Source organism: Stenotrophomonas sp. YJH_SMC_65, assembly GCF_059369475.1.
Genome location: NZ_JCAFSR010000003.1, coordinates 295,321 through 320,178 on the forward strand (window position 1 = coordinate 295,321; position 24,858 = coordinate 320,178).

Annotated in this window: 22 protein-coding genes and 1 riboswitch; of the genes, 12 read left to right on the top strand and 10 right to left on the bottom strand. The window is 67.4% G+C overall.

The features are described 5' to 3' along the window. The first annotated feature begins 60 nt into the window (after window positions 1-60). The 5 genes from AC5P7A_RS07285 to ribD all read left to right on the top strand — a co-directional run bounded on the left by AC5P7A_RS07285 (window position 61) and on the right by ribD (window position 3,317). Window positions 61-534, top strand: a complete 474-nt coding sequence (locus AC5P7A_RS07285) for a hypothetical protein (RefSeq protein ID WP_049442180.1) — start codon at window positions 61-63, stop codon at window positions 532-534. Between the two features lie 6 nt (window positions 535-540). Beyond that, complete coding sequence (locus tag AC5P7A_RS07290) at window positions 541-960, top strand: hypothetical protein (RefSeq protein ID WP_049442181.1); 420 nt, start codon at window positions 541-543, stop codon at window positions 958-960. A 27-nt stretch (window positions 961-987) separates the two neighbouring features. Further along, window positions 988-1,437 (top strand): hypothetical protein, encoded by a 450-nt coding sequence (locus AC5P7A_RS07295; RefSeq protein ID WP_032962449.1) that lies wholly within the window; start codon window positions 988-990, stop codon window positions 1,435-1,437. Window positions 1,438-1,589: 152 nt separating this feature from the next. Then, window positions 1,590-2,111 (top strand): transcriptional regulator NrdR, encoded by a 522-nt coding sequence (nrdR, locus tag AC5P7A_RS07300; protein ID WP_010481984.1) that lies wholly within the window; start codon window positions 1,590-1,592, stop codon window positions 2,109-2,111. A gap of 120 nt (window positions 2,112-2,231) precedes the next feature. Then, the gene (gene ribD, locus AC5P7A_RS07305; RefSeq protein WP_049442182.1) at window positions 2,232-3,317 is read left to right on the top strand and encodes a bifunctional diaminohydroxyphosphoribosylaminopyrimidine deaminase/5-amino-6-(5-phosphoribosylamino)uracil reductase RibD; all 1,086 of its coding nucleotides are present in this window, start codon (window positions 2,232-2,234) and stop codon (window positions 3,315-3,317) included. A gap of 36 nt (window positions 3,318-3,353) precedes the next feature. On the opposite strand, the gene AC5P7A_RS07310 is transcribed toward ribD, so the two are convergent. From AC5P7A_RS07310 to AC5P7A_RS07320, 3 genes are all read right to left on the bottom strand, one after another. Further along, window positions 3,354-3,731, bottom strand: a complete 378-nt coding sequence (locus AC5P7A_RS07310) for a hypothetical protein (RefSeq protein WP_014645918.1) — start codon at window positions 3,729-3,731, stop codon at window positions 3,354-3,356. Between the two features lie 146 nt (window positions 3,732-3,877). After that, entirely contained in the window at window positions 3,878-4,762 is an 885-nt protein-coding gene (locus tag AC5P7A_RS07315) for a hypothetical protein (protein ID WP_014645919.1), read from the bottom strand. A gap of 152 nt (window positions 4,763-4,914) precedes the next feature. Further along, entirely contained in the window at window positions 4,915-5,535 is a 621-nt protein-coding gene (locus tag AC5P7A_RS07320; RefSeq protein WP_014645920.1) for a hypothetical protein, read from the bottom strand. Between the two features lie 626 nt (window positions 5,536-6,161). Next, a riboswitch (FMN riboswitch) is annotated at window positions 6,162-6,307 on the top strand. A 77-nt stretch (window positions 6,308-6,384) separates the two neighbouring features. Between AC5P7A_RS07320 and AC5P7A_RS07325 the strand changes: the two genes are divergently transcribed. The 5 genes from AC5P7A_RS07325 to thiL all read left to right on the top strand — a co-directional run bounded on the left by AC5P7A_RS07325 (window position 6,385) and on the right by thiL (window position 10,300). After that, the gene (locus AC5P7A_RS07325; protein WP_049442184.1) at window positions 6,385-7,011 is read left to right on the top strand and encodes a riboflavin synthase; all 627 of its coding nucleotides are present in this window, start codon (window positions 6,385-6,387) and stop codon (window positions 7,009-7,011) included. After that, the gene (gene ribB, locus AC5P7A_RS07330; RefSeq protein WP_014645922.1) at window positions 7,008-8,108 is read left to right on the top strand and encodes a 3,4-dihydroxy-2-butanone-4-phosphate synthase; all 1,101 of its coding nucleotides are present in this window, start codon (window positions 7,008-7,010) and stop codon (window positions 8,106-8,108) included. Before AC5P7A_RS07325 ends, ribB begins: the two co-directional genes overlap by 4 nt. Window positions 8,109-8,268: 160 nt before the next feature. Next, a complete protein-coding gene (gene ribH / locus AC5P7A_RS07335) occupies window positions 8,269-8,736 on the top strand; it encodes a 6,7-dimethyl-8-ribityllumazine synthase (RefSeq protein WP_005415267.1) in 468 nt (155 codons plus the stop codon). Beyond that, window positions 8,733-9,212 (top strand): transcription antitermination factor NusB, encoded by a 480-nt coding sequence (nusB, locus tag AC5P7A_RS07340; protein WP_005408062.1) that lies wholly within the window; start codon window positions 8,733-8,735, stop codon window positions 9,210-9,212. The genes ribH and nusB overlap by 4 nt, the downstream gene beginning before the upstream one ends. A 125-nt stretch (window positions 9,213-9,337) precedes the next feature. After that, window positions 9,338-10,300 (top strand): thiamine-phosphate kinase, encoded by a 963-nt coding sequence (gene thiL / locus AC5P7A_RS07345; protein WP_495219996.1) that lies wholly within the window; start codon window positions 9,338-9,340, stop codon window positions 10,298-10,300. A 574-nt stretch (window positions 10,301-10,874) separates the two neighbouring features. On the opposite strand, the gene AC5P7A_RS07350 is transcribed toward thiL, so the two are convergent. The 3 genes from AC5P7A_RS07350 to AC5P7A_RS07360 all read right to left on the bottom strand — a co-directional run bounded on the left by AC5P7A_RS07350 (window position 10,875) and on the right by AC5P7A_RS07360 (window position 14,688). Continuing rightward, window positions 10,875-11,246, bottom strand: a complete 372-nt coding sequence (locus AC5P7A_RS07350; protein WP_495219997.1) for a DUF805 domain-containing protein — start codon at window positions 11,244-11,246, stop codon at window positions 10,875-10,877. 127 nt (window positions 11,247-11,373) lie between these two features. After that, window positions 11,374-11,784, bottom strand: a complete 411-nt coding sequence (locus AC5P7A_RS07355) for a hypothetical protein (protein ID WP_495219998.1) — start codon at window positions 11,782-11,784, stop codon at window positions 11,374-11,376. Between the two features lie 456 nt (window positions 11,785-12,240). Next, window positions 12,241-14,688 (bottom strand): autotransporter family protein, encoded by a 2,448-nt coding sequence (locus AC5P7A_RS07360; protein ID WP_495219999.1) that lies wholly within the window; start codon window positions 14,686-14,688, stop codon window positions 12,241-12,243. 323 nt (window positions 14,689-15,011) lie between these two features. Here AC5P7A_RS07360 and AC5P7A_RS07365 point away from each other — a divergent pair, with 323 nt between their 5' ends. Then, complete coding sequence (locus tag AC5P7A_RS07365; protein ID WP_495220000.1) at window positions 15,012-18,260, top strand: autotransporter family protein; 3,249 nt, start codon at window positions 15,012-15,014, stop codon at window positions 18,258-18,260. Window positions 18,261-18,454: 194 nt separating this feature from the next. Beyond that, entirely contained in the window at window positions 18,455-20,476 is a 2,022-nt protein-coding gene (locus AC5P7A_RS07370; protein ID WP_495220001.1) for an acyltransferase family protein, read from the top strand. A gap of 110 nt (window positions 20,477-20,586) precedes the next feature. Here the strand turns inward: AC5P7A_RS07370 and AC5P7A_RS07375 are convergent, their stop codons facing one another. The 4 genes from AC5P7A_RS07375 to AC5P7A_RS07390 all read right to left on the bottom strand — a co-directional run bounded on the left by AC5P7A_RS07375 (window position 20,587) and on the right by AC5P7A_RS07390 (window position 24,803). Then, window positions 20,587-21,972, bottom strand: coding sequence for an FAD-binding oxidoreductase (locus AC5P7A_RS07375; RefSeq protein WP_495220002.1), 1,386 nt, complete (start codon window positions 21,970-21,972; stop codon window positions 20,587-20,589). Next, entirely contained in the window at window positions 21,969-22,613 is a 645-nt protein-coding gene (locus AC5P7A_RS07380; RefSeq protein WP_049440207.1) for a metal-dependent hydrolase, read from the bottom strand. Before AC5P7A_RS07380 ends, AC5P7A_RS07375 begins: the two co-directional genes overlap by 4 nt. Window positions 22,614-22,723: 110 nt before the next feature. Beyond that, a complete protein-coding gene (locus AC5P7A_RS07385; RefSeq protein ID WP_041864068.1) occupies window positions 22,724-23,092 on the bottom strand; it encodes a YraN family protein in 369 nt (122 codons plus the stop codon). Continuing rightward, window positions 23,082-24,803, bottom strand: a complete 1,722-nt coding sequence (locus AC5P7A_RS07390) for a penicillin-binding protein activator (RefSeq protein ID WP_032956659.1) — start codon at window positions 24,801-24,803, stop codon at window positions 23,082-23,084. Before AC5P7A_RS07390 ends, AC5P7A_RS07385 begins: the two co-directional genes overlap by 11 nt. Window positions 24,804-24,858 lie beyond the last annotated feature (55 nt).

Genomic DNA, 24,858 nt, shown 5'->3' on the forward strand with positions numbered 1-24,858 from the left:
CAGGGGTCGGATCCCTTCCCGCAGGGAAGGGCTCTGACCCCGTCATCAGGAATCCCGCGCATGGATGAGCGCCGCCTCAAGTACCTGTACATCGCACTGGCGGTGCTGTTCGGCCTGCCCAGCCTGTTCTTCGGCGGTGCCGGCGCCTGCATCGCCGTGGTCATGGGGGTGATCGGGCTGGTCTCGCTGGACGCGGACAACCTGTGGTTTGCCGCCGGCATGCTCGCGTGGGGATCGTGCGGGATCGCCGGCCTCGTGGCCTGGGTCGCACTCAGCATCGTCTGGCTGCGCGATGGTTCACGCGGGCTGCACATGGCATCACGCCGCTGGTGGCTGCTGTTGGGCCTGGGCGTGCTGGCAGGCCTGCCCCTGCTGGCGATGGCGCTGTATTACTTCGCCGAGCTGGGTTCGTCCGTGCTCAGCGGGCTGTTCGCCGGGCCGTCCCTGTTGGTGCCCACCGGTACGTTGATCCTCCTGCGGCTGCGTGCTGACGCCCTGGGCGAGCCATCCGGCCCGGCGCGATCAGAGGAGTAGGCCCGCGTGGATGAGCGCCACCTCAAGTACCTGTACACCGCGCTGGCGGTGCTGTTTGGCCTGCCCAGCCTGGTGATGGGCGGCGCGGCGGCGACGATGCTGCTGCTGATGGGGCTGGGCCAGTTCGGTCATGGCACGCTGGCCTCGGTGACGGTGATGCCGCTGTGGGGCCTGGCCGGCATTGCCGGTTGCCTGGCCTGGTTGTGGCTCAGCGCGGGTTTTCTGCTGCAGGGGCGTGCCGGGCTGCACGTGCACCGCCTCTGGTGGTGGATGCTGCTGGCGGGCGGTCTCGCCGCCTTGCTCCCGCTGGGGCTGGCGCTGTGGTGGGGCATCGCCGTGCATGCCGAAGGCATCGGCTTGTTGCTGCTGGGCCCGTCGATGCTGGTGCCGGCTGCGATGCTGGTGTGGATCAAACGCCGCGCATGACGTGGCCCATGGAAGGAAATCGAACGCATGGATGAGCGTCTGCACAAACGCTGGATGGCGATCGCCGGCCTGCTGGTGGGCCTGCCCACCGTGGCGGCAGGCGGCACGGGTGCCGTGCTGGGGCTGATGGTCGTATGGGACGGCAAGTACCTGACGGGCGACGAGCACACGTGGTTGCTGCTGTGGTCGTCGGCTGGAATCATCGGCCTGCTGTCGTGGTTGTGGCTGAGCGGCCTGTTCCTGTGGCGCGGTGTTGCCGGCCTGCGCCAATCACCGGTTGTCGCCTGGGTCGGCCTTGCGCTGGGGGTGCTGGCCGCGTTGGCCGTGGTCGCCGCCGCGTTGTACTTCACCTTCAAGCATGGGGAAATCTCGACCCTGGCCTTCCTTGGGTTCGGCCCGCCGCTGCTGGTGATGGCCGGGCACCTGGCGTGGCTGCGCTGGGCACGCGCGGCCCCGGTGCCGTCGGCACCTGGTTGAACGTCTGGTCCTGCTGACCTCACTGGACGCTCTGGTTGGCCGAAATGCAGGTACTTCCGCGCAGACAGCATTTGCCGCTGCGCCCTTTCTCAGGTACCTTTGCGACGCTGCCATGACCGTGGCAATAGGTACTTTCCTGAGCCAGGCGTTCCATGCACTGCCCCTTCTGCCAACATGCCGATACCCGGGTCATCGACTCGCGCGTCTCTGAAGACGGCGCGACGATCCGTCGTCGGCGTGAATGTGAAGCCTGCGGCGAGCGCTTCAGCACCCTGGAAACGGTCGAACTGAAGCTGCCGGCCATCGTCAAGAGCGATGGCACGCGCGAGGCGTTCGACCAGCGCAAGGTCCGCGCTGGCTTCGACCGCGCGCTGCAGAAGCGTGCGGTGGCCGAAGACAAGATCGAAGCAGCGGTGCGTGCGGTGGTTCACCAGCTGCGCATCAGCGGCGAGCGCGAAGTGCCCTCGATCAAGGTCGGCGAGTTCGTGATGAACGAACTGCGCAAGCTCGATCATGTCGGCTACGTGCGCTTCGCTTCGGTCTACCGCAGCTTCGAGGACGTGGCCGATTTCCGCGAGGAGATCGAGAAGCTCGAGCGCGACCTGCCGTCCAGTACCGAACAGCTGCAGCTGCTGGGCGATGTGATCGCCCTGACCAAGAAGAAGAAGGGCTGACTGCCTCTGCCTTGGGGGTGCCAACCTTGGTGGGCACCGGTGGCCGCATTCACTGGTGGGTGCCAACCGTTGGTTGGCACTGACGGCATGGATCAACACCGGCGGCGTTACCATGGCTGCATGACCACTTCGTTCTCCGTCCTCGACCACCTGCACATGGCCAACGCGCTGCGCCTGGCCGAGCGTGCCGCCTATACCACCCGCCCCAATCCGATGGTCGGCTGCGTGATCGCCCACGGCGAACGCGTGGTCGGGCAGGGCTGGCACCAGCGCGCCGGTGGCCCGCATGCGGAAGTGTTCGCCCTGCGCGAGGCCGGCGGCGAAGCACGCGGTGCCACCGCCTACGTCACCCTGGAACCCTGCGCCCACTACGGGCGCACGCCACCGTGTGCGCTGGCCTTGATCGAAGCTGGCGTGTCGCGCGTGGTCGCGGCGATGCGTGATCCATTCCCGAAGGTCGATGGCGGTGGGTTCGATCTGCTGCGCAATGCCGGCATCGACGTCGCCGAAGGGCTGATGGCGGTGCAGGCGCGCGAGCTCAACAAGGGCTTCCTGTCGCGCGTGGAGCGCAATCGGCCGTGGTTGCGGGTGAAGCTGGCCGCCAGCCTGGATGGCCGTACCGCGATGGCCGATGGCAGTTCCAAGTGGATCACCGGGCCGGCCGCGCGCGAGGACGTGCAGCACTGGCGCGCGCGCGCCGGTGCGATCCTGACCGGCGCCGACACGGTGCTGGCCGACGACCCGATGCTGACCGTGCGCCTGGCCGATACCGAAGTGATGGCACCACTGCGTGTGGTGCTGGATTCGCGCCTGCGCTCGCTCGAATGCAGCCGCGTGCGCGAGGGCGGGGCACCGACGCTGTACCTGCACGCTGCGGCGGTGAGCGCACCGGACGCGGCCGACGCCGAATTCGCCAGCGTGCCCAGCGCAGAGGGGCGGTTGGACCTGGGCGCGGTGCTGGCGCTGCTGGCCGAGCGCGGCATCAACGAAGTGCACACCGAAGCCGGCGCGACGCTGTCCGGTGCGCTGCTGCGCGCTGGCTGGGTCGATGAGCTTCTGCTCTATCAGGCGCCCACGCTGCTGGGCGACAACGGCCGCCCGCTGCTGGCTGGCCTCGGCATCGATGCCATGGACCAGCAGCGTCGCCTGCGCGTGGTTGACCAGCGCCAGGTCGGCGAGGACAACAGGCTGCTGCTGCGCCCATGAAGGAATGACGCAGGGCAGGGGGCTACGCCCATGGCGTCAGGCCGCTTCGTCGTCTTCTTCGCCAACGGGGCATTGGCCTTTCCATTGCTGCTTCCACAGCACATGCAGGTCGCGGCAGTACGCGCCGAGCGCCTCGCCCGGCAGTTGCCTCGCCTTGAACCGCAACTGGCGACGCGTAAAACCGTCGTCGTACTCATCCGGCAGTACCAGCACGGCACACTGGTCGTGGTACATCAGGAAGTCGCGGCAGTGATCATCCTCACTCATCCACGCATCCAGGTGCCTGTCGCTCAGCTGCGTTGACTCGAAGGCGACCGAGGGTTGGACGACGATGATCTTCGTGGCTTTGAACCTGGACGCCTCGGCCTGCCAGCACACCATCAGCGCCAGCAACATGAGCGCGGTCGACGTCATACGGTGTTTCATGCGGTTGCCCTGGTGGAAGAGGGCAACAGCATTGACCATGCAGGCCGCGCAGGGCCATGCAAGGGTTCTGAAAATGCAGTTGCCCTTGCCGTCGGCAACGCTGGGCAGCGCGTAGGCTCGGCGTTACATCCCGCTCACGCGCATTCGTCGGTCCACATCATCTCGGCGATCGGGCGCAGTGCCTTGCATTCCTGCGTCATGTCTTCGGCTGACTTCACCTTCGCCTTGGCCTTCAGTTCCTCGGTCATGGCATCCACGCCACTGATCTGGTCCGGCGCGATCTTCGCCACGCAGGCGCGGTGCTGCTGCAGCAGCAGGTCACAGCCGGGTACGCCGGTCACCTTCGGTGCGCTGGCCGCCTGCGCGTCCTGCATCCAGTCCTCGAACGGTGCCAGCGCGCCGGTCACGGTACCCACCAGATCGTCGAAGTTGCCGCTGTACCAGTAGCCGTTGTCCTTGGCCGGGTACAGGGTGAAGGTGCCGCTGACCGGCACGCGCGCACCGCTCTGCAGCGCCTGGGTGTAGGCGTCGGTGAACTGCCTGCGCGCGGCCGGGCTGGCGTCGGCTGCAAGGCTGGCGGCGAACAGCGGGCGCACCTTGCCGAGGTCGGGCACCTGGCAGCTGAAAGTGATGCGCGCCAGCTTCTGGTCTTCCACGTACTCGTTGTCTTCAATCACGCTCTTGCTGGCGCGGCACTTCGAATCACGCAGGGCCTTGGCATACAGCGCTTCGCTGGCGGCCGCGTCGGCCTTTGCGCCGGTGCTGGCAAGCACGACCTGCCACGGATCGGCCAGCGCCTTGGCCAGCGCACCCGGGTTCGGGGTCACCGCGTCCTGGCCTTCGAACGCCGGCTTCAGTGCATCGTTGAGCGCGCGGGTCGCCACGGCGTCATCTTCCAGCAGCACGCGTGCGTACAGGTCGAAAGCCTGTTCGGGCGTCAGTGTGGCCGGGGCGGCGCCGGCCAGCAGCGGGGCCGCCAGCAGGGCGCTGGCCAGCAGGGTACGCAAGGGAGTCTTCATGACGGTGTTTCCTGTTCCAGAGGCGCGCAAGCGTAGCGCATCTTTGCGCAGGCCCGTTGGTGCCTGTGGCCGCCTGCCGACGCGCGCGGGCCCAAAAAAAACGGGCCCCTTGCGGGGCCCGTTCGATCGCACGACGAGGAGCGATCGGTAAATCAGAAGCTGGCGCGGACGCCGACCGAGTACTGGGTGACGTCGCGGTAGCCGGCGATCTCGCCCACTACACCCCAGGTCTTGGTGAAGTTGACCTGGCCGCCGACGGTACCGACCCAGGTGCCCTTGTAGTTGTTGCCGCCATCCATGTAACCGGCCTTGGCCCAGGCTTCGGTCATGCGCGACGGCTTGCCGCGGATACCCATGGTGACGCGGCCCAGGTTGGTGTGGTCCTTGCCGTGGTAACGCACGCCGTCGTAGCGCAGGGTCGATTCGGCGTTCTGGCGCACCCAGGCGGCATCGGCGGTGAAGTCCAGGCGGTCGGTCCACGGCATGTGGTAGCCGATACCCAGCTCCGGCTGGTTCAGTTCCAGCTTCAGCGAGTCTTCGCCGTAGTGGCGGGTCTTGCTGGTGCGCGACCAGCCACCGAACACGTAGACCTGCTCGGCCAGCGCGACCGAGCCGCGCAGGTAGCCACCGTCGACCTTCGGGTCGTCCAGCACGTTGTCGTCAACCTGGACCTGGGTCCAGCCACCTTCCACGTAGGTGTAGCTCAGGGCGTCGGCCGAAGCCGAGAACGGAGCAGCGGCCAGCAGGGCGGCCACGATCAGGATCTTGCGCATGGGAATTCCTGTGAATTTCAGTCCATTGGCGGGCCTGCCCTCGCGGCTGCCCGTGGCGACCTCATGTCGTCCGCTGCGGATTTTAATGAAAGTTTTACAAAATGCGAGAGACGGCCGTCACAAGCTGGTCTGGCTTGGCCGGGGTCAGAGCCCTTTTCTGCGGAAAGGGATCCGACCCCGGCCATCAGAGTGCGAGCCGGCCTGCATCGGGGTCGGATCCGTTTTCCGTCGGAAAACGGCTCTGACCCCTCGCGATTTCGAGGGACCCGGGGTCAGAGCCCTTTCCTGCGGAAAGGGATCCGACCCCGGTCATCAGAATGCGAGCGGGCCTGCATCGGGGTCGGATCCGTTTTCCGTCGGAAAACGGCTCTGACCCCTCCGCGATTTCGAGGGGACCCGGGGTCAGAGCCCTTTCCTGCGGAAAGGGATCCGACCCCGGTCATCAGAGTGCGAGCGGGCCTGGATCGGGGTCAGATCCGTTTTCCGTCGGGAAACGGCTCTGACCCGTAGCGATTTCGAGAGGGCCGGGGCCAGAGCCCTTGCCTGCGGAAAGGGATCCGACCCCGGTCATCCCCACCCCGTTCAGCACGGGCTGGTACACTAGCCACGCCGGTTCGCCGGTACACAAACGTCTTCAGGGCGGGGTGCAATTCCCCACCGGCGGTAGGTGCGCAAGCACGAGCCCGCGAGCGCCCCGGCCCACGGCCGGGGGTCAGCAGATCCGGTCCAATGCCGGAGCCGACGGTCATAGTCCGGATGAAAGAAGACGGTGCCACAGGGCCTTCGCGGCCCTGCGCCCGCCTGTTTGCCTTGCGGCGTTTTTCGCTCACTTTTCGCGGAGAACGTTACTTGTTTACTGGAATCATCGAAGGCGTCGGCCGTCTGGCCGCACGCGAATCCATCGGCGGCGATGTCCGCTTCACCTTCAACGTCGGGAATCTGCCGTTCGACAACGTGCAGATGGGCGAGAGCATTGCCATCAACGGTGTCTGCCTCACCGTCATCGCGTTCGACGCCAGCAGCTTCCAGGCCGATGCCTCCACCGAGACCCTGGGCCTGACCACGCTGGGCCAGCTGGGCGAGGGCGCGGTCATCAACCTGGAGCGCGCCATGCGCCCGACCGACCGCCTCGGCGGCCATCTGGTCAGCGGCCACGTCGACGGCCTCGGCCAGGTGCTGTCCATCCATGAAGACGCGCGCGCCCAGCGCTGGCGTTTCGCCGCGCCGGCCTCGCTGCGCCGCTATATCGCCAAGAAGGGCTCGATCTGCGTGGACGGCGTCAGCCTCACCGTCAACGAAGTGGACGACGAAGGCTTCGAAGTCGCCCTGATCCCGCACACCGTGGCCAACACCGCCTTCTCCGCCACCGGCGTGGGCAGCGCGGTCAATCTGGAAATCGATCTGGTGGCCCGTTACGTCGAGCGATTGATGGGTGTGCCGAGCAACGGTCAGCACCCACAGGGAGACGCAGCATGAACTTCGCCCCGATTCCGGAAATCCTGGAAGACATCCGCCTGGGCCGCATGGTGGTCATCGTCGATGACGAAGACCGCGAGAACGAAGGCGACCTGATCATGGCCGCCGAGCTGGTCAAGCCGTCGGACATCAACTTCATGGTCACCCACGGCCGCGGCCTGGTGTGCCTGCCGCTGACCCGCAGCCGCGCCGCCGACCTCGGCCTGGCGCCGATGGTGCAGGCCAATACCGCCCAGTTCCAGACCAACTTCACGGTCAGCATTGAGGCCGCCGAGGGCGTCACCACCGGCATTTCGGCGCATGACCGCGCGCATACCATCCGCACCGCGGTAAAGCCCAATGCCAAGCCGTCGGACCTGCACCAGCCGGGCCACATCTTCCCGCTGATCGCCCAGCCGGGCGGCGTGCTGACCCGCGCCGGCCACACCGAAGCCGGCGTCGACCTGGCCATGCTCGCCGGGCTGGAACCGGCCGGCGTGCTGGTGGAGATCCTGAACCCGGATGGCAGCATGGCGCGCCGCCCGGAGCTTGAAGTGTTCGCCCGCGAGCACGGCCTGAAGATGGGCTCCATCGCCGATCTGATCGCCTACCGCCTGGCCACCGAAAAGACCGTCGAGCGCGTGGACGAGCGCGAGATCGACACCGAATTCGGTCCGTTCAAGCTGGTGACCTACCGCGACCGCATCGCCCACGACCTGCACTTCGCGCTGGTTCGTGGCACGCCGGATGCGGACACCCCGACCCTGGTGCGCGTGCAGGTGGAAAACCCGCTGGCCGACCTGCTGCACTGGCGCCGCGACGACTTCGGCGTGGCGGCCACCGATGCCCTGCGCGCGATCGATGCCGAGGGCGCTGGCGTGATGGTGGTGCTGTCGGCCCCGCGCGATGGCGAAGCCCTGCTGGCCCGCCTGCGCCAGCAGCCGGCGCCGGTGGTGCCGGGCAAGGACAAGGATGTGGGCCAGTGGCGCCGCAACGGTGCCGGCGCACAGATCCTGTCTGACCTGGGCCTGGGCAAGCTGCGGGTGCTGGGCACCCCGCGCCGCCAGGTTGGCCTGGCCGGTTACGGCCTGGAAGTGGTGGAGACGGTCACCCTGTAATGGGGGATTGCCGGCCAGCCGCCGGCACTACCGGTGGGTGCCGGCCCCATGCCACCGGTGGGTGCCGACCGTTGGTCGGCACACCCTGCGGGCCCCCGCCAGCCACGGCCGGGGCCCATCCACGCTAGAATTACCCCCTTATCGAGTCCCCAAGCCGCATATGAGCCACTACGAAGGCGATCTTCGCACTCCCGAGTCGGCGCGCTTCGCCATCCTGGCCAGCCGCTGGAACGCCCGCATCACCGACGCGCTGGTCGCAGGCGCGCGCCTGAGCCTGGCCGGCAACGGCATCACCGAAGCCAACATCGACGTGATCCGCGTGCCGGGTGCCTGGGAACTGCCGCTGGTGGCCGCGCGCCTGGCCGCCGCCCATGAACACGCCGCCATCCTCACCCTGGGCTGCGTGATCCGTGGCGACACCCGCCACTACGAACACGTGGCCGACCGCTGCGCCGAAGGCCTGATGCGCGTGCAGCTGGATTTCGGCGTGCCGGTGCTGAACGGCGTGCTGGCGGTGGAACGCGTTGAAGACGCCGAGGCGCGCGCAGGCGGCAGCCACGGCAACAAGGGCGAGGAAGTCGCACTCGCCGCACTGGAAATGGTCAATCTGCTGGAGCAACTGCCATGAACAAGAACACCCAGGGCAAGCCCTCCGGTAAACCCGTCCGCCGCGATGGCGTCGATCCGGTGCTGCGCTCGCGCGCCCGCCGTCGTGCCGTGCAGGCCATCTACGCCTGGCAGATCTCCGGCGGCAACGCACAGTCGCTGATCGCCCAGTTCGCCCACGAGCAGGCCCGTGAAATCGCCGACCTAGCGTACTTCGAGGCGCTGCTGCACGGCGTGCTCGACAACCGCCGCGACATCGACGAAGCGCTCGGCCCGTACCTGGACCGTGGCATCGAGGAAGTGGACGCGATCGAACGCGCGGTGCTGCGCCTGGCCGCCTACGAGCTGCGCTACCGCCTGGACGTGCCATACCGCGTGGTGATCAACGAAGCGATCGAATCGGCCAAGCGCTTCGGTTCCGAACACGGCCACACCTACGTCAACGGCGTGCTGGATCGTGCCGCCGTGGAATGGCGCAAGGTCGAATCGGGTCACTGACCCGATTTCTGTAGAGCCGAGCCATGCTCGGCTCACCGTGCAGCGCACGGTTGCGTTCGGCAATGCGGCGCGTGATCGAACTGCAGCCGAGCATGGCTCGGCTCTACAAAAAAGCAGAACGCCCCATGTCCTTGGCCGAATTCGCCCTCATCGACCGCATCCGCGCCCGCACCCTCGAGCGCGACGACATCCTGCTCGGCATCGGTGACGACGCCGCGCTGCTGCAGCCGCGTGCCAACGAGCAACTGGTGGTCACCGCCGATACGCTCAACAGCGGCGTGCACTTTCCGGTTGAGACGCCTGCCTTCGACATCGGCTGGAAGACCCTGGCGGTCAACCTGTCGGACCTGGCCGCGATGGGCGCGCGCCCGGCGTGGTGCACGCTGGCACTGTCCCTGCCGGAAGCGTCTAAAGATTGGATCGAGGCCTTTGCCGATGGCTTCTTCGCCCTGGCCGACCAGCACGACATCGCGCTGATCGGTGGCGACACCACGCGCGGTCCGCTGTCGCTGTCGGTGACCGCGATGGGTCAGGTCGGGCGTGGCCAGGCCCTGCGGCGCGACCGCGCACAGGCAGGCGATGACATCTGGATCAGTGGCACGCTGGGCGATGCCGCCGGCGCGCTGCGCCTGTGGCAACAAGGTGCGTTGAGCATCGCCACCGCCACGCTGCTGGCCGACTACGAAAGCCTGCGCCTGCGCCTGCTGCGGCCGACGCCGCGCGTGACCCTGGGCCTGCGCCTGCGGGCCTTCGCGCACGCGGCGGTGGATGTGTCCGACGGCCTGCTGGCCGACCTCGGTCATATCGCCACGCGTAGCAACGTGGCCGCGCATGTGGATGCCGATTCGCTGCCGATCTCGCACGCGCTGCGTGAGCTGCTCGGCCGCGACACTGCGCGCGACTGCGCACTGCGCGGGGGCGACGACTACGAACTGTGCTTCACCGCCGCCGCCGACCAGCGCGACGCACTGCACTACCTCGCCGAATCGCTGGACGTGCCGCTCACCCGCATCGGTCGGATTGCCGAAGGGCAGGGCGTGCATGTGGATGGCGAAGCCGCCGACGGCGGTTACCAGCACTTCGCGTAGCCGCAGCGGTACTGCACTGCTGGGTGCCAAGCTTCCGGTGTGGGGTCAGATCGATGTTGCTCTGGTAGGTGCCAACCCTGGTTGGCACGAATGTGTCAGCCGCGCGTGGCAACTCCGTGTCGACCAAGGTCGACACCTACCAAAGCGTAGGCGCATTGGTGCGCTCTGGTAGGTGCCAACCTTGGTTGGCACGGATGTGTCAGTCGCGCGTGCCAACAGCGTGTCGACCAAGGTCGACACCTACCCAGGCGGGAACACCTCGATGTTGCTCTGGCAGGTGCCAACCTTGGTTGGCACGAATGCGTCAGACGCGCCGTGCCAACCAGCGTGTCGACCAAGGTCGACACCTACCCAGGCGGGAATACCTCGGTGTTGCTCTGGTAGGTGCCAACCTTGGTTGGCACGAACGCGTCAGCCGCCCCTGCCAACAGCGTGTCGACCAAGGTCGACACCTACCCAGGCGGGAATACCTCGGTGTTGCTCTGGTAGGTGCCAACCTTGGTTGGCACGGATGTGTCAGCCGCCCGTGCCAACAGCGGGTCGACCAAGGTCGACACCCACCAACGCGGGGGGGTTACACGTGCGGAACCGCTGTATCGAAGCGGTTGTTGCCCGGCGTGCCGGGTAGCAGCAGGAACACCAGCACCACCAGGCCCACAATCGGCACCAGCATCAGCAGGTACCACCAGCCTGAACGGTCGGTGTCATGCAGGCGGCGCACGGTCACTGCAATCATCGGCACGATGATCGCCAGCCACACCAACGCGCCCACGCCCGTCGATATCAGTGCCAGCGTGCTTGAACCGGTGTAGCCAGCAATGAAGCCCAGCACATTCGACGGTATCAACAAGATCACGACGAACAACTGGAACCACCAGAACTCACCGCGGCTGGCGCGCCCGCTGAACTGGGCATAGCGGGTAAGCGGAATCATCATCTTGTGCATCCGGGCACTCCCTGAAAGAAGTGCGCACTATTGGTGCTCCTGTGATGATGAGCCATCGGAATCGTTGCAATTGCGTGCAGCGTGCAACTGAACTGAGCGCTACCCCGCACTTCTCCTTGTTGGGTGCTTACGCTGCTCGCAACTGCACATCCACATACTCGGCCAGCCCACGGCAGGCCAGCAACAGCCCTTCGCGCGCGCCGTCGCCCATCTGCTGATCGACGTCACCGTCCACGCGCACACGTTCGGTGGCGTGCAGCAATTCCAGCAGGAAACTCAGCCCCGCATTGGCGCGGTCGATTCGAGCCAAGGCCAAACGCTGCCCGGGTGTGCGGTTGCTGCCGGGCCACGGCTGGCCATCGGCGGCATCGCCCTGGCGGATGTACTGCAGGCAGGCCTGCAGGGTGATGGCGCCAGGGCTGTTACCGGTCTGCAGCGCAACGAAGGTGTCTTCCAGCGTGCGGGCCAGGTCATCGGGCAGGCGCGTGGCGGCCTCGCCCAGGGTGGCGAACAGGTGCGGGTAAGGGGAAGCGGTCATGGCGGCGTCCTTGTGCAAGCGGCAAGGGGCCACCCTGCTTAACAGCGAGGGTGGCGGACGGTGCGTGGTTCCAATACCGGTGGCTAACGTCGTCAAACGCCGGCGGGCACGAGGCCCCCACGCACCGCCCGCCATAGGTGCGCGGACAGAATGCCTGCCGACGCCACCCAACAAGGAAAGGGCGACGCCGGCAGGCAAGCGTAAACGACATTAACCGAACGGGATTGGAAGCCCGTGCCACCCGTGGTCGGTGGCGCTACATGATTTGCATGAAGCGCCAGTGCCGCCAATGAGAATTGTTGGAAAGTTCGAAAGCGTTGCAATCGTGCGGCGCACGCCACAGCGTGGCAATCGCGACATTCGTGTAGAGCCGAGCCGACGCTCGGCTCATCACAATCTCATCGAGAAGCAGCCGAGCATGGCTCGGCTCTACAGAAAGCAGAACGCGCTTCTACCTCACCACTTGTACGACATGCTCAGGTTCGCCGTCGCCTCGCGGTAACCATGGTCACCGCGCATCACGCCGAAGCCACCCCACGCACTCAGCCCGGAACGGAAGTCCACGCGCGCACCGGCATTCAACTCGTAGCGGTTGCGCGGCACGCTGGCCTTCAGCGCTTCATCATCGAACGCCATGCCGTTGCTGGCGCCATCGCGGTACCAGTTGGCCACCACATACGGGCTGACCGACGCACCGGCGGCACTGCGGCCTTCACCCTGCAGGCGCAGGCCCACGCGGCCGGACAGGCCGTTGTCGCCCAGGCTGCGCACCACCGTGCCGTTGGCTTCTTCGTGGCGATCGGTGTTGGCGTCGGTGTAGGTCAGCTGTAGTTCCGGCTGCAGGCTCAGCGCGGTGCTGCCGATCTGGCCGATGCCAATGCGGTAGCCGGCTTCCAGCGAGCTCTGCCAGATGTCCGAGTCGTAGCGTTCCTCGGCCAGGCCTTCGCCCTGCACGCGGTTGCGGAACTGGCCGCGCTGCACGCTGGCATCCACATACAGTGCATCGTTGCTCCAGTTGCCGTACACGCCCAGCGCGCCGCCGTTGATCTTGCCGCGTGCACTGTAGCCGGTCAGCTGCGAACGCGAGGTGGCGTCGGACCTGGCCAGCGTGCCCATCAGGCCCACGCGGCCCTGGCCGTTGTCGAACACGCCGATGTCCGCACCCAGCTGCAGGCGCGAGCGGTCCACGCGCAGGTCCAGCTGGTCTTCCACCGCCGACAGCTTGCTCTGTGTAGCGTCCACGCGGGCCCAGCCACGCACGCCATCAATGGCGGAGGTGTTGCCGCCCTGACGGTCGCGCCAGCCATGGCGCAGCAGCTGGTCCATCGCGAATTGGTTGGCCAGGTACGCGCCGGCTTCCGGGCGCAACACCGGCGTGGGGTCGATCGGATCGACCGGATCGACCGGATCCACCGGGTCCACCGGGTCCACCGGGTCCACCGGGTCCACCGGGTCCACCGGATCGACCGGCTTACACTCCGGCAGCGTCGGGTCGATCACACACGGATCCGGCGCCCCGGCAAGTTCCGAGCGCAGGTACCAGCCGCCGTTGGTCGCGTCCTTGAACAGGAAGTACTCGTACTGCCCACCCACCGCGCGGCCCTGCAGGTCGAACTGCGCATTGGACGCACCGCCCACACGGATCAGCTCGATGCCCTTGTCGGTCTTGGCGCCTGCGCCGCCGGCATTGAGCACACGCACGTTGGCCTGGCCGTTGGCGTCGCCCTTGATGATCAGCTTGTCGGTGGCCGAACTGTCGTCGCCCAGCTGGGTGTTGAACAGCAGGGTGCCACCGGCCCCGTCGAAGGTATCCACGGTGAGCGTGTTGAACGTACTGCCATTGCCCAGCGCCACCGTGCCGGTGTTGCCCAGCGCCAGGTGGCCGACATTGCTGTCGCCGGTCATCAGCCAGGTGCTGTCGCTGTCGATGCTGGCCGAAGTGACGTTGAGGAAGCGGCCGTCGATCTGCGCCTTGTTGCGCAGGGTTACGTTGATCGTGCCGTTGGCAACCGTTGCCGTATCGAGCCTGACATCACCGATCAGCCGCGCGTCGTCCACTGTGAAGCTGACACGACTGTCGGCGGCGACAGGGTTGCCGGTCCACGAACTCATCAGCAGCAGATTCCCGTCGCCTGCGACAAGTTGTGACCCGTTCGCGACGGTGATCTGGTACTCGGCATCCGGCGCGCGCGGTGCGACGCGGATTGCGGCGCCGCGACGGGACTGGAGCACGGAGTGGTCAACACGAAGTTCGATCGGGGGCTGGCCAGCCGCTGAGGGCGCCAGCAGTGCGGCCATGTTGTCGGCGTCGATGCGGGAGCCTTCCAGATGGATCGTGCCCCCCATCAGACGTACGCCCAGCCCGCTGTTGATATCAGGTGTACCGGGCGCATCCTCGACACGGATGGTGCTGTTGCGCACCGTTGCGAACGCGTTCTGTGGGAAGGCACCCCCAGCAGGAGAGAGGTCGATGCCTACGCTGGCAATGCCGGGATGCACGCCCGCTCCCGCCGCGACGGAGATCTGGCTGTCTTCGATCCAGGCGGTGCTGCTGTCGACAAGATGGACGCCACCGTTGAATTGCGTCGATCGAGCCGCCAGGACCGAGGCGCCGGAGAGGCGCACAGCGGGGCCCGCCGTCGTCGCATCCACACTAGTGTTGGACAGCACCACGGTCGAGTCAGCAGCGGTCAGATTGTGGGTTGCGCCGTCATTCACGGTCAGCAGCGAGCCGTTCTTCAACGTCCACGCTTCGACCGGATCCCCAGCACCGACCTCCGCAGTCTGGCCATCGAGATCACCGGCCAGGGCGACGCCGGAGGGAAGGGATGCCAGTGCCAGCAGCAGGCTGCGGAACAACAGGCGCGGCGTCGGAGGATGGGAGGCGGTGGCGGTGCGCTTCATGGGGGATCCTTGTGTCGAAGAAGGGGAAGAGACGCGACACGACGCAACCGCATTCAGACGACGTGCCGTATATCCTTCATCTCTGTGAAGATGGCGTGAAGGGCGGGCAATTGCGAAGTCAAGTGTCTCTACCGGACTGGCGCCAGTCTCTGTGCGCAGCCCGGCCGAACCCATGCAAAAAGTTGTAAAGCACACTGAACACCGGTAGCGCCTTCAGCTTTCAGCCAGCACTGCGACAGCCTGTCGCAGGTGAGTTGCAAGTGATTCGATGGAGGCAGTGAACGGAGATGACGAGCATGGCGCCTCCTTTCAGGAGCAACCCCATGCACACACCCACCCCACGCCACCATGCGCTGGCCGCCGCCCTCGCCATTGCACTGCTTGCAAGCATTCCCGCCTCGGCCCAGCAGATCGTGGCCGACGGCGACGACCAGATGCCCGCCGAAGGCGATTACCACACCACTGAGCCGGTGCTGCCGGGCGACCCGTCGGGGCATGCCTTCTACGCAGTCAACGGCGGCCGCATTCTTCCGACAGGGCCGGTCAACCTCTCCACCGAAGGACGCGGAGCGCACGCTGCGCACGCCGAAGGTACCGGCAGCCTGATCTCGTTGCAGGGCGCATCGGTGAGCACCACCGGCATCTCCGCAGCAGGCGCGTCAGTTGCTACGGGCGCCCGGCTGGAGGCCGCCGATGTAGTGATCGAGACACGCGGCAACAGCGCCCACGGGGTACAGGTGCAGGGCGCGGATGCCGTGCTGAGAAACGTGCAGGTCCGCAGCACTGGCGGCGATGCGCTGCGGTTGATGGGGGGCACGCTGCAGGTTCAGGGCGCTCAGTTGCAGGTGAACCGCTACGGTACTTACGGTCTGTATGCGAATGCGGGCACAGCAACGCTGGATGGGGTCCACATCGACATGGCGGGTGACGCGGGCAATGGTGTCCTGGCGACCGGCACGGCCGAGGTCGTCCTGCAGGACGCGAGCATTGGACGCGTGGGTCATTCGGGTGTGGCCGCAACGGCGCATCGCGGCGCGCGCCTGGTGATGAAGGGTGTGGACATCGACATGCGCGGTGACGCCGCCGTCGGTCCGGCGATGGGAGGCAGCGTAAACGTTTCCGACAGCCGCATCAGCGTGCAGGGCGCCCATGGTCGCGCCGTCGATCAGTCAGGTGGTGCGCTGGACGTGCAGAGCAGCGAGCTGTCCGGCAATACGGGACTGAGGCTGATGGACAATGGCAGCGTGAACCTGCGTGACAGCAGTGTCCGCAGCGAGCTGGTCGCATTGGATATCAATGGCCGAGGCAACGTCGTGACAGTGGAGCGCAGCTCGCTTGCAACGTCTGCAGGTACCGCCATCTGGATGCCGAACGATTCCACGCTGGTGCTGAGTGAGTCTTCAGTGGTGGCCCAGGGAGACGGTGGGCTCGGCCTTGATGCACGAGGCGGCAGGGCGCAGCTTTTCAGTACCAACCTGCGTACAGGGGGGCACTCTGCCCATGGTCTGTATGCGCAGGGCGGCGCGGGGCGGCAGCCCGGGATCGAGGCGGTCGATACCCAGGTGCTGACCGAAGGTGATGGGTCTGCTGCGGCGATTGCGCGCACCGGCGGGACCGTCACGCTGGTCGACAGCCGCTTGCAGACCGTCGGCCGATCCTCGCACGGTGTCATTGCCGGTGGTGCTGGGCAGATCGCTTTGAACAACACCCATGTACGCACCGAAGGCGAGGGCGCGTGGGCGGCGGTGATCAATGACAACGGTCGGATGCGTATCGACGGCGGCTCGCTGGTGAGCGTCCAGCATGGTGGTGTGTGGGTGCGCAGCAGCCGCGACCCGGGCCTGACATTGTCCAACGGTGCGGTGGTATCGGGCGGCAATGGCATCGCCTTGGCACTGGATGCCGCAGTGGCCGGGCGCTTCGATGTGGTGCTGGAGGGCCGCTCGCGGATGGACGGTGACATCGCCATCACCCCGGAGGACGAGGACGCTGGGCTGCCGCCACAGTCGGACGTGCATGTACGGCTGGCCGATGGTTCGCTCTGGCAGGGTTCGTCGGATCTGGTGCAGACGATGGCGATCGAGAACGGCAGCCAGTGGACGCTGACCGGTGATGCCACGGTGGGCGAGTTGCAGGTACTCAACAGTGGCGTGGCCTTGTCCGACGGCAGCGGCCGTTTCAATACGCTCACCGTGGACGGCGACCTGCACAGCGCAGGGGCGACGTTCCTGTTCCAGGGCACGCTGGCCGGCGATGACAGCGCGATGGACCGCCTGCACGTGCGCGGCGACAGCTCCGGCGACGCGCTGATCGCGGTGAAGAACATCGGTGGCGTAGGCGCACCTACCGTGGATGGCATCGCGCTGATCGAGATCGACGGTGCATCGCTGGCGAGTTACACGCTGAGCGGCCGCGCGGTGGGCGGATCGTACGAGTACTTCCTGTTCCAGGGCGGCCTGGCCGATCCTTCCGATGGCAACTGGTACCTGCGTTCGCAGTGGTTCGATATCTGCCAGGACAACCCGGCCGCACCGGGGTGCGTGGTCGATCCGGGCCCGGATCCGGATCCGGATCCAACCGATCCGACTGATCCGATCGATCCGATCGATCCGATCGATCCGGGCGATCCGGGCGATCCGATCCTGCCGCCACCGGTGCTGCGCCCGGAAGCGGGGGCATACCTGGCCAACCAGTCGGCGGCAATCAACCTGTTCGCGCACCGCATGCACGAGCGCAATGGCGCGCGTTCGATGGGCAGCGAGCGCCAGGCCTGGGCACGCGTGGGTCGGCAGCAGGCGGATTTCAGCGCGGTCGGCGGCCAGCTGTCGATTGATGGCAACACCTCGATGTTGCAGATCGGCACTGACCTGCTGCAGCGTGGCAACGCGGTTGCCGGTGTGATGCTGGGCAGCGGCCGCGCCGACAGCAGCGTAATGTCCGATCTGACCGGTTACAGCGCCAAGGGCCGGGTGCGTGGCAGCGCCGTGGGTGTGTACGGCACCTGGATGCAGGAAGCGGACGGCACGCGGGGCGCGTATGTGGATGCAGCCCTGCAGTACGGCCGCTTCGATAACCGCGTGCAGGGCATCGGCCTGGCGCCGGAGCACTACGACTCGCGCATGGCCACTGCGTCACTGGAGTCCGGCTACACATTCAATGTGTGGCAGGACACCGCCAGCGCACTGTATGTGCAGCCACAACTGCAGCTGAGCCATGTCGATTTCCGCGCCGATCGCCACGTGGAGAGCAACGGTACGGTGGTCGACCATGCCGACGCCGGTGGCCTTAGCGGGCGCCTGGGCGTGCGTGTGTTCGGCCATGGCACGGCCGCCGGCAACACCGTGCAGCCGTACCTGGGCGTGAACTGGCTGCGTGGCAGCGGCACCAGTACGTTGCAGTTCAACGGCGACACGCTGGGTGCGGACGTGCCGCGCAACCGCTATGAAGTGCAGGCCGGTGCCGAGCTGAGGCTGGGCCAGCGTTGGCGTGCGTGGGGTGGCATGAGCGTGCAGCGCGGCGATCATGGCTACCGCAACGTAGGCGGCCAGCTGGGCCTGCGCATGGCCTGGTAAGCGCGCCTGCGGCGGGGTCGGATCCCATTGGCAAGGCAATGGGCTCTGACCCCCAGTTGCTGCTGTGGAGCCGAGCCTATGCTCGGCTCACTGCAATCTGGACGAAGGGCAGCCGAGCATGGCTCGGCTCTACAACCGCGCCGATCCGGGGCTGGACCTGAACGTTGTCCACGTCTGTCGCGATTGTCCATTGAATGACTGCGCAAACGGTGGCGATGCTGCCGCCCTGTCTTCTGCCGGTTGCCCGCGTGTCCTCTCCCGAACGTTCCCACAACGCCGCCATCGATGGCCTGCGTGCACTGGCGGTGCTGGCCGTCGTCCTTTTCCACACCAACGCGACGTGGCTGCCCGGCGGCTTCACCGGTGTGGACCTGTTCTTCGTGGTATCCGGCTTCGTGATCAGCCAGTCGCTGGCCTCGCGCGCCCAAGCATCGCTGGGTGCGATGCTGCTCGATTTCTACCGGCGTCGCGTGCTGCGCCTGTTGCCGGCGCTGCTGGTGATGCTGATGGCCACTTTCGTACTGTCGGCACTGTTCATTCCCCGCGCGTGGCGCAATGAGCAGTTCGACCAGACCGGCTGGGCCGCGCTGGTCGGTTTCAGCAACATCGTGCTGGCCGGCCAGCAGGACGATTACTTCTCGCCCGGCGCTGAACTCAATCCGTTCCTGCATACCTGGACGCTGGGTGTGGAAGAGCAGTTCTACCTGGTCTTCCCGCTGTTGTTCTTCGTGTGGCTGCGCGGGCGTGAGCGCTGGCCGGGGGCGCGTTGGCTGTTGCCGGCGCTCACCATGCTGTCGCTGGCGTGGGCGGGCTGGCAGGCGCGATCGGCGCCGGCGTCGGCGTTCTATCTGCTGCCGGCGCGGTTCTGGGAGCTGGCCGCAGGTGCGCTGCTCTACCAGTGGATGCATAAACGTACGCCACGCCAGGGCAGCGACGCGGCTGCCGCGGCGGGCCTGGCGCTGCTGGCCGCGGGTGTGCTGATCGCCCCGCAGCTGGCGATGCCGGTACCGGGCGTGCTGGCCACCGTGGCCGGTACCCTGCTGCTGTTGGCGGGCGTGTCGACAGCGGGGTCATCGCGCATCGCCCGTGCGCTGGGCTGCGCACCGCTGGCCTATCTGGGCCGGCTGTCCTATTCGCTGTACCTGTGGCATTGGCCGCTGCTGGTGCTGCTGCGCTGGACGTATGGCCTGCATGGCGTCGCGTTGTGGCTGTATCCGGTGCTGCTGCTGGCGGTGTCTGCCGCGTCCTACCACTTCATCGAGCGCCCGCTGCGCAGTGCGGCGCCGCTGCTGCGGCTGGCACCGGCCAAGGTGCTGGCGATGGCGTTTCCGCTGGTGGCGCTGTGCGGTGCCGGCGCCTGGGCCACGGTCGAGTACCACGAGCAGGTCTCGCTCAGCGTCACCCGCAACGGCTACGCATGGCAGGCGCGTCGCTACCCGGCGTGGCGCCCGCTGGAACCGGTGAGTGCGCCGGCGCTTGAAGGGCGGCGCCTGTTCGTGGCCGGCGACTCGCATGCGGCGGCGTATCGCACCATGACCAGCATGGTCGCGCGGCAGACCGGCATGGAGGTGCGCCAGCAGGATCGCGGCGGCTGCAGCTTCGTCAACCTGCTGCGGGCCAGCCCGGCCGACTGCCAGGACTTCATTGAAGACACGCTGTCGACCATCGAACGCGAGGCGCGCCCGGGTGACATCGTGCTGCTGGCGGCCTTGCGCATGCCGGAACTGCGTGGGTTCGACTGGCAGCGGCAGGATGCACAGCAGATCTATCGACAGCTGCTGGCCGAGCGCACGCCCGCGCATGCACAGGCTGCACGCGACGAAGCCGAACGCGTGCTGGGGCGTTTGCAGAAGCTGGGCGTACAGGTGGTGATCGACGCACCGCTGCCGCTGTTCAAGGCCGGTGCGTACCGCTGTTCAGACTGGTTCAACCGCCGCAATCCGGCGTGTGCCGGCGGTCTGAGCATGCCGCGTGCGGATCTGGAAATGCTGCGGGCGCCGCAGATGGCGTTGCTGGCCGAGCTGGCAGCGCACCATCCATCGCTCACCCTGTGGGATCCGCTGCCGCTGCTGTGTGGGCCGCAGGCCTGTTCGGCGGTGGAAGACGGCGAACCATTGTTCTTCGACAATGATCACCTGAGCGGGCATGGCAACCGCGTGCTGCTGCCCAGTTTCCGGCAGACCCTGATCGATATCGCAGCCGACAAGACGGTGTAGAGCCGAGCCCACGCTCGGCTTGCGCGCACAGCGCGGGCGTCATCGCGATCTGGTCGAAGAGGAGCCGAGCATGGCTCGGCTCTACAGGAGCGCGAAGGAGTGCGCGCAGTCTATGCCGGCGGCAGCACCTTACCGGGGTTGAGGATGCCGTCCGGGTCCAGCGCGGCCTTGATCGCGCGCATCGTTGCCAGTGTTTCCGGGGTGAAGGCCTGCGCCATGAAATCGCGCTTGGCCAGGCCGATGCCGTGTTCGCCCGACAACGTGCCGCCCAATGCCAGCGTCAGCTCGAAGATCCTTGGCAGCGCGGCATGCGCGCGCGTGTTCTCGTCGGCATCGTCCGGGTGGTAGAGGATGTTGACGTGCAGGTTGCCGTTGCCGGCATGGCCGAAGGTGACGATGGTCAGCGTGTAGTCACGTGCCAGCGCCTGCACGCCGGCCACCAGCTCCGGAATGCGCGACACCGGGACCACTACATCTTCATTGATCTTGCCCGGCGCCACACTGCGCAGCGCAGGCGACAGCGCCTTGCGCGCCGCCCACAGCTGGTCGCGTGCGCGGCCTTCCATCGCCACGTCCAGTTCGATCATGCCGTCGCCTTCGGCGGCGCTGGCCAGGGCCTGCAGCAGATAGGGCAGGGTGTCGTGGTCACCATCGGCCTCGACCAGCAGCATCGCACCGGCCTCCGGCACGTCAGCACCATTGAGCCGCAGCAGCTCCAGGCTGCGCGCGTCCATGAATTCCAGGCGGGTGGGTACCACCGGCTGCGACATCAACCGCGACACGGCGGCCGCAGCAGCATCGGCATCGCGGTACAGCACGCGCAGCCCGGCCTGGCTGACCGGCAACGGGGTCAGCTTCAGCGTGGCTTCCACGATCAGTGCCAGCGTGCCTTCGCTGCCCACCAGCAGATGGGTGAGGTCGTAGCCGGTGGCGTCCTTGGTGTAGGCACCACCGCAGCGGATCACCTCGCCGGTGCCGGTCACCGCCACCAGGCCCAGCACGTTGTCGCGGCTGGTGCCGTACTTCACCGCGCGCGGGCCGCCGGCATTGCAAGCGAGGTTGCCGCCGATGCTGCAGATCTCGGCGCTGGAAGGATCCGGCGCCCAGAACAGGCCATGCGGGGCCAGTGCCTGCTGCAGGGTGCCATTGAGCACGCCGGGCTGCACGACCGCGCAGCGATCACCGGTGCGGATCTCGATGATGCGGTCCATGCGGGTGAACGACAGCACGATGCTGCCCGGCTGCGGGACGGCTGCACCGGTAGTTCCGGTGCCGGCGCCGCGCGCGACCAGCGCCACGCCATGCGCGCGACAGGCATGTACCAGTGCCTGAACCTGTTCGACGTCGGCGGGCAGCGCCACGGCTGCCGGACGCTGGCGGCGCCATGAATTGTCCTGCGCGTTGGCCTCCAGCGCGCTGTCATCCATGCGCCAGCCCTCCGCGCCCAGCAGGGTGGACAGTTCGGCGACCAGGGCAGCAGGCAGGGCAGGACTCATGACGGATCTCGAGAGGCAGCAGGAGCGGGTTGGATCAGTTTCCAGGCGACAACGGCGCCGGCCAGTGGCAGCCACACCCAGCGCAGTTCGGAGAGCAGGGTAGCCACGCCGCGTGCGCTGAAGAACTGTGGGGCGAAGGGTGAAACGCGGATCGGTCGCCACGGTGCGAAGAAGCGGTGTTCGCTCCACGGCCAGGCCAGTGCGACGCCGAGGCCGCCGGAGGTCATCGCATCCAGCAGTGGATGGCTGGCGGCGCAGACGAAGACGAATACAGCGGCTTGTACGGTCGATGCCACCGTTGGCCCTGCCTTGGTAGGTGCCAACCTTGGTTGGCACGAAACCGCCGACCAAGGTCGGCGACTACCGGAGCTGTGCTGCGCCGACCAAGGTCGGCGACTACCAAAGAACGCCAACGCCGCCGCCAATGCCGCCAGCACGCCGGCAAACAGCAGCGAATGGCTGGCACCGCGATGGCCGAAGGCATCCGCATAGGGAATGTGCAGCGCAAAGGCCAGTACATCGGCATCGGGCAGCATCGCGGCGATCACGCCTGCAACCAGCAGGCGCGGCGGGATGCGGCCACGATCAGCGGCGCACCACAGCGCCAGCGGCACGGCGGCATGGGTGATGATCGAAGGCATCAGTCACGCACCATGGTAGTGCCGGCCAGGCTGCGCTCTGGCGGGGGCCAACCTTGGTTGGCACAGACGCGCCGACCAAGGTCGGCTTCTACCAAGGCGGACAGTACACATCAGCAATCATCCAGCCGGAATGCGTCACGCAGCCAATGCAGCTGCGGCGGTTCGCCACTGGCTTCCACCACGTCGAAGCGGCAGGGCGCATTGGCCAGCGCGGGGTGGTCCTGCAGGTACAGCTGCGCGGCATGCGCCAGGCGCCGGCATTTGCGCGCATCGACTGAAGCGGCACCGCCACCGTACTCTGATCGCGCGCGATAGCGCACCTCCACGAACACCACGATGCCGGCATCGTCCATCACCAGGTCCAGTTCACCGCCGCGATAACGCACGTTGCGCGCGCGCGGCTGCAGTCCGGCCTGTTGCAGATGCTGCTCGGCGGCGGCTTCCACCGCCGAGCCACGTTGGCTGCGCTCAGCGACCACCGACGATCGGCATCGGCCGGCCGCCATTGAAGGTCGACCATGCCGGCTGGCGCAGGATGTTCCCGTTGCTGTCCAGGAACAGGGTGCCGGTGGCACCGTCCAGGCCGCCTTCGTTGGACAGCTTGTCCAGATAGGCGGTGATCTTCCAGGCGTCGGCGCCGAAGGCGAACAGGCGGCCGGCCGCACCGCGTGCGCTCGGCAGGGTGCTGGCCACCTGGCTGGCCGAGGGCAGGCCGGACACGCTGCGCACGTTCCAGGCTTCATTCGGGTAGACGATGCCGTCCAGGGCCACGTCTTCTTCCACCTTGCCGCTGCCGACGGTCAGCTGCGAGGTGCCGACGCGGGTGGCGCCACCGGCACCGGCCAGCGCCAGCTGCGGCGCCAGCAGGCGGGCCTGCGGTGCACGCACGGCGAGGAACACCGCATCGACCTGGCCGGCATTGCGCACCTGCGCGCCGACATCGCCAACGGCATCGCTGACGTTGAAGGTGGCCACCACCTGCCCACCGCGCTGTGCGAAGCGCTGCGCGAAGGCGGCGGCGGAACGGCGGCCGGTGTCGTCATTGCTGCTGATCACCAGTGCGCGGTTGCGTTCGCGGCCACGCAGGTATTCGGCGGCGACGATGCCGTCGTCTTCCGGTGCCAGCGAGAAACCGGCGCTGCCGGCCGGCGGTGCGTCCTTGCCACGGTTCAGGGCCAGCACCGGCACCTGCAGCTGCTGGCGGCCGTACACGGCGTCCACTTCGTCGCGGCCCAGCGGTCCGACCACGAAGTCGGCACCGGAGGCGACCGCCTTGTCATAGGCGGCGAGGGCACCGGCCGGGGTGCCGGCGGTGTCGAAGAAGTTGATGTCCGGGCGGCGGCGGCTTTCACCGTAGTAGGCGCTCAACAGGCCATCGCGCACCGGCTGCGCGGCGGTGGCCAGGCGGCCGCTGAGCGGCAGCAGCACGGCCAGCTTGGCCGGCGGGCGGTAACCGTCGCTCATCGCCGGCGGGCGCTTGCTGGTGTCGAACTGGGCCGCGCCATCGCGGTCGAACGGGCGCGGCAGCGGCAGGCCGCGCGCGATCAGCGCACGGCCGGCGAAGTTGTACAGCGGGTCGTTGGCAGGCAGCGCGGCGGCACGGCTGCGCAGGGTGGCGTCGTCGAGGGTGCCGAGCAGGCCGGCGATGGCGGCCTGGTTCTCGCTGCGCGCGCTGCCGGTCAGGCCGGCATGGGCACGGGCGCGCTCGTTGGCGGCACCGAAGGCATCGCCGGTGCCCTGCAGGGCCTGGGCGCGGGCCAGCAGCCAGCGGGTGCGCAGGCCGACCGCAACGCTGTCGGCATGATCCTTCAGCAGGGCCAGCGCCTGCGCCGGCTGCTTGTCGGCCAGCGCCAGCTCGGCACCGGTCAGCTGGTAGCGCTGCAGGCTGGCGCCGGACAGCTGGCGGGCGGTGAGCTGGCCCAGCAGGCTGCGCGCGCGGGCACTGTCACCGGCCAGATGCCAGGCCCAGGCCGCATCGGCCAGTGCGTTGCTGCGGGCACCGCCACGCAGCGTGGCGGCCAGGCCTTCCAGCTGCAGTGCGGCGTCGCGCGGCTTGCCCTGTTCGATCAGCGCCAGCGCCTGGCCCTGGGCCGGCGAATCGGGGGTGCTGGTCAGGCTGGTGGTGGCACAACCGGCCAGCAGCATCAGCGACAACGACAGGGCGGAGAACCGTGCGGCGGGCTTGTTCATGATCGGGTCCATGCGATGAGGGCAGCGGCCTTGGCCGGGTACACGCTACGATTCT